Source organism: Chamaesiphon sp. OTE_75_metabat_556, assembly GCF_031378165.1.
In the GTDB taxonomy this organism is placed as follows: Bacteria; Cyanobacteriota; Cyanobacteriia; order Cyanobacteriales; family Chamaesiphonaceae; genus Chamaesiphon.
In genome coordinates this window covers 1-4,549 of the sequence record NZ_JANNDR010000449.1, presented here as the reverse complement: position 1 = coordinate 4,549, position 4,549 = coordinate 1, and the positions used below count along the sequence as shown (strand labels likewise).

Here is a 4,549-nt window from a genome sequence, read left to right as displayed (position 1 = left end):
AATCTCGCAGGTACCAATGCGCTAGCGATGGTACCTGTAGACACGACGACGATCGCGGCGGGATCTACAGTCCGAGTGTTGGTATTGTAGATCCCGCCAGCTCTTGATCCTACTTGGATTTAACCCGAACTCGGACTAATTGTGCTGCGAGTTTAGTCTGCTGTGCGGCGAGCTGGTTGTGGAGCAAGAGTGCGAATACCAATGAGCACGGCACACCAAAAGCAACGATGCTAATTAAGGCATCGATCGATTGTGCTGACTGCTCGGTCGAGATCGCCTCAGTCACAGTTAAATGTTGGACTTGAGCGTTTTGTGGTGCGGTTAGTGCAGTTATAGCAGATGCAGCGATTAGTCCTCCAGAGAGCATGATGCCAAACAAAGCAGGAGTCAGATATTTCATGATGGTGGTGAGGATGCTGGATGAAAAATTCTGTGTTTAACAATAGCATCTTATTCGCAATCTGCAAGACCTGCTAAATATTACTAAAACTTATCAATATCTACGAAATTGGCTGGCACTAATCGGGAGCGGTCATTTCGCCAAGCTGTTTGGTAATACTTACCGCATAATTGTCAGTCATCCCTGAGATAAAATCGATCGCGTGCATGTACGCATGATGCAAAGACCATTCTCGCTGGGGTTGATGGCTGCCCATCAGATTGAGGATGTACCGAGATTTGTCACGGAGCCGCTCGCCATCCCGATAAGTATGCAAATCGGCGGTGGCAGCAATAAAGGCATCGAGCAAAACATCGATCGTCGCATGAGAACCGATCTCGATTTCGATCTTGCGCGGTCGATCGAAGATTTGGGATTTAGCCGTATTTTTAGCTGTATAGATACATTCTTTAATCCGACCGCCACAGGCACCAATCAAATCGTCATACTGGAAGTTGCCAGTTAAGAGCTGCTCTTGTTGTTGCACAAAAGTATCGACAACGCCCTCAATCAGGATATTCATCGCTTTACCACGGGCGATCGCGATCGTGCGTCTGAGCAGTTCTGTCCCCGTACAACTCGTATGTAAAGGTGGAATCGTCTCAAAATCAAACACGATTTCTAAAATACTAATTGCTTCATCATAAGTAATGTAGCCCATCTCAATCCCATCTTCGAGATCGATTAAGGCATAGCAAATATCATCGGCAGCCTCCATCAAATATGCCAGGGGATGGCGACACCACGCTGTAGTCGATCGCTGAATCAAGCCGAGTTCGGTGGCAATTTTGGTGAGAATATCTTGCTCGGTGAGATCGCAGCCAAATTTCTTTTTACCGCTTTTGTGCATGAAATCTGATGTCCAGGGATACTTCAGAAATGCACCTAACGTAGCGTAAGTCAGCCGCATTCCGCCTTCAAACAAATAATATTCCAGCTTGGTAATCACCCGCAATCCTTGAGCATTACCTTCAAAATATTGAAACTCATTCAGTTCGGCTGGCGTTAAATCTTGGAGAAATTCGCGATCGGCATTGACTCTAAACCACTTGCGGATCGCTTCCTCGCCAGAATGTCCGAAGGGGGGATTGCCGATATCATGCGCCAGACAGGCTGCTTGGACGATATCGCCGACATCGGATGGCTCGATCCCGATCGATTTTAATTCTGGGGCGAGTCTTTGGCCGACTTTGGTACCCAAGCTGCGCCCGACTGAGGAAACTTCTAGACTATGAGATAAGCGGGTGTGAATATTATCGTTTTCCGGCAGGGGGTGAACTTGCGTTTTGTGGTTGAGTCGCCGAAATGCACTCGAAAAAATCAGCCGATCGATATCTTTTTGAAAATGACTGCGCCCAACTTCATGCTGTTCTGGCTGAATTATCCCATCTCTTTTGCGAGAAAAAAGCTGTGCCCACTGCATTCGCTCCATGATTAAAGTTATCCCATTCGTGGATTTTGTTGGTGCAGTATCTGAACATGTACATAGCTAGTTTGCATCGACTGACGAGGCGATCGACGATATTAGATCCCTGACGATCGCCAGACCTCTATGCTAACAATTACAGGTTGAATATTAAAGATGGGTCGAAATCGATCGCGATCAAATAATCGACTTACTCGCGATCCGCTGCCCTCCACCATCGATGCCACTGGAATCGATCGTCATCCTTATGTTTAGTCTACCCACAATTCCAATTGTGATGAAGATTGTTACCATCAAATGCAATCGAGGCAATGCACTGCCGATCCAGAAAATCACGACGATCGAGCATTTTTCGATCGCATCGCCTTGTTAGCCACTCTTTAACCGCTCGATCTTAGTTGTCAACAAGGCGAATCGGTAGGAGTAGCATCGGGATAAAAAGTGACGATCGCCTGATCTTCTTTGATGAGGACAGCGGTATAAGTTTGTCCCGAATCGGCATCGACAACTGGAACGGCACAGACAGTTCTCGGTTTAGTTCTAGCTTTAAATGCTAAGGTCGCCGCAATTAATAATTCAGTCGCATCAGTAATTAAAGCATAGCCATTACGCCGATCGACAACTAACCGATTGCCATGTTTGAGTATTACACCGATCGTATATACTGCCCCGGCGATCGCTTCTTCTTGATGTTGATTGTTGGGCAGTTTTCCCGCCAATCCTTGTTCCTGAAGTTGGAGATATCGACCGACATAGTGCATTCCTTTGAGCTGCCCATTGCGGATATTGCCACAAAAAATATGCTCGAAGCCCTGCCGCTTGAACCAGATTTCGGTTAGATCTGCTAAAAATTCAGCATCGGTATTTCTGCCCGAAAAAATCTCACCACCTACGGCTAGTCTAATCTGCTCAAAGATCGCTGGATAAGCTGCCAGTAAAGCCTGGAAATCTTCTGCCAGCACGCGATCGCCTAAATTCCCGCAGACTTGTAAGACATCCCGATCGAAGGTTGATAACTCCGGCGGTGGCGGCGTCAGATCTACCGCACGCCCCTGCGGAAACTGCGGGTGCTCTGGGTTATTTACCCGATCGAAAAACGGCGGTAAATGTGGTTTGCGGCGACGGGGTTTTTCCATGATCTAGGCTTGAGGTTTTAGGCTTGAGGTTTTAGGCTTTAGGCTTTAGGCTTTAGGGAGTAGAGGGTAGTGGGTAGTGAATAGAGTCGAACACCAGCGTCCCCCAGTTCCCCAGTCCCCACCTACTTCCACCAACTCAACCGACTCAGCACTAACGAACCCAAAAATTGTTGCAATCGATCGATCATTGCCGCAAACCAGCCTGTTCTATGTCGCCGCTGCCGCTGATGAGCTTGCCACTCTTGGGCGGCTCGATCGATAATTTCCATATAGCTGGGGGAAAGACAGGGAATATTCGTGAGATCGCTAATTTTCAGTTGTTGCTGGATGGCAACTGCGAGGATTTGAATCAATTCAGGGGCATTTTGACCGATGATTTCGGCACCGAGAATTTTGCCCTGGCGAGTGACAATAATCTGACTGAAGCCACTCGTCACATTGTCTAAAATTGCCTTCGGACAGGTCTTGAAATACTGTTTCAGGATGATGAGATCCCGCCGGTTGCTGGTGGTAGCAGCACCACTAGTCATCCCAACTCGTGCCAAGGGTGGATCGGTGTAAATCGCCCACGGCAGGCGATCGTAACCACTATAGTCAATTTTTCGCTGCCGTTTATTCAAGGCATTAGCAACGGCAATTTTGGCCTCATAACGCTCTAAATGCTGACTGTGATAACCCCCAAAAACGTTGCCGCAGACGCTACCACAAGCGTAAATCTGACGATGGGAAGTACCGAGGTAGCGATCGATCGAGATCCCTTTGTCGTTGTACTCCACACCTACGCCACTGAGATTGAATGATTCGACTAATGGTCGATCGGGTAATGCCACAAAAATTTCGTCGATCTCGATCGATTCATCCCCAAAGATGGCGAATTTCGAGCCATCATCTTGGCTGATATTAGTTACTACCGTCGCCAAATAAATTTGGACGCCATCGGCTTCTAACTGTATCTGGATCTGACCCGCCAGATCTGGATCTTCATAAGGTAAAATCTGGGCAGTTTCGACAATCAGGGTAACTTGGCAACCCAATCTGGCCAATGTTTGCGCCAATTCCACCCCGATCGTTTCCGAGCCAATAATCGCCCAGCGATGCGGAATTGGGCGATCGACTAAGCTCGACAGTCGATCGATCGTCAAGTAACCACTTTCCTGAATGCCAGGAATTAAGGGATAATGCGCCACCGCACCAGTTGCGATCAGATAAGCCCGCGCGCGTAGAGTGCGATGATTAATATTAAATGCCAGATGGGGACGCAGACAAAATTCCCCATTGCCAACGATTGTATCCACTCCCCTAGCGGCTAATAGTGCGGGACTAGATTGTTGTTCGAGTCTGCCCGTCGCCGCATCTGCATATCGCCAGGGATAGTTACTAAGCTGTGGCGATGGTGAGCCGCCTGTCGGGATCTGCCGATGGGGACGCTGCGCTGTAGCAATCTGCGCCAATGCATACGGGTACAAATCGCGCTGAAAGTGGTGTCGATCTTCAAATAATGATGACAAAATTAAGGCCACCCGTGCCTGTAATTCTACAGCCTCGATC

Annotated in this window: 5 protein-coding genes; 1 reads left to right on the top strand and 4 read right to left on the bottom strand. The window is 48.1% G+C overall.

The annotated features are described in order from the left end of the window. Nucleotides 1–90 (top strand): hypothetical protein (locus RMO27_RS18250; protein ID WP_309735142.1); only part of this gene is annotated, 90 nt, incomplete at its 5' end. 19 nt (nt 91–109) lie between these two features. Here RMO27_RS18250 and RMO27_RS18245 read toward each other — a convergent pair. The 4 genes from RMO27_RS18245 to RMO27_RS18230 form a co-directional block, all read right to left on the bottom strand. Continuing rightward, nucleotides 110–400 (bottom strand): hypothetical protein, encoded by a 291-nt coding sequence (locus RMO27_RS18245; protein ID WP_309735140.1) that lies wholly within the window; start codon nt 398–400, stop codon nt 110–112. Nucleotides 401–518: 118 nt separating this feature from the next. After that, nucleotides 519–1,862 (bottom strand): deoxyguanosinetriphosphate triphosphohydrolase, encoded by a 1,344-nt coding sequence (locus RMO27_RS18240; RefSeq protein WP_396133753.1) that lies wholly within the window; start codon nt 1,860–1,862, stop codon nt 519–521. Between the two features lie 404 nt (nt 1,863–2,266). Further along, complete coding sequence (locus RMO27_RS18235; RefSeq protein WP_309735136.1) at nt 2,267–3,001, bottom strand: EndoU domain-containing protein; 735 nt, start codon at nt 2,999–3,001, stop codon at nt 2,267–2,269. A gap of 122 nt (nt 3,002–3,123) precedes the next feature. Beyond that, nucleotides 3,124–4,549 (bottom strand): NAD(P)/FAD-dependent oxidoreductase (locus RMO27_RS18230; RefSeq protein WP_309735134.1); only part of this gene is annotated, 1,426 nt, incomplete at its 5' end.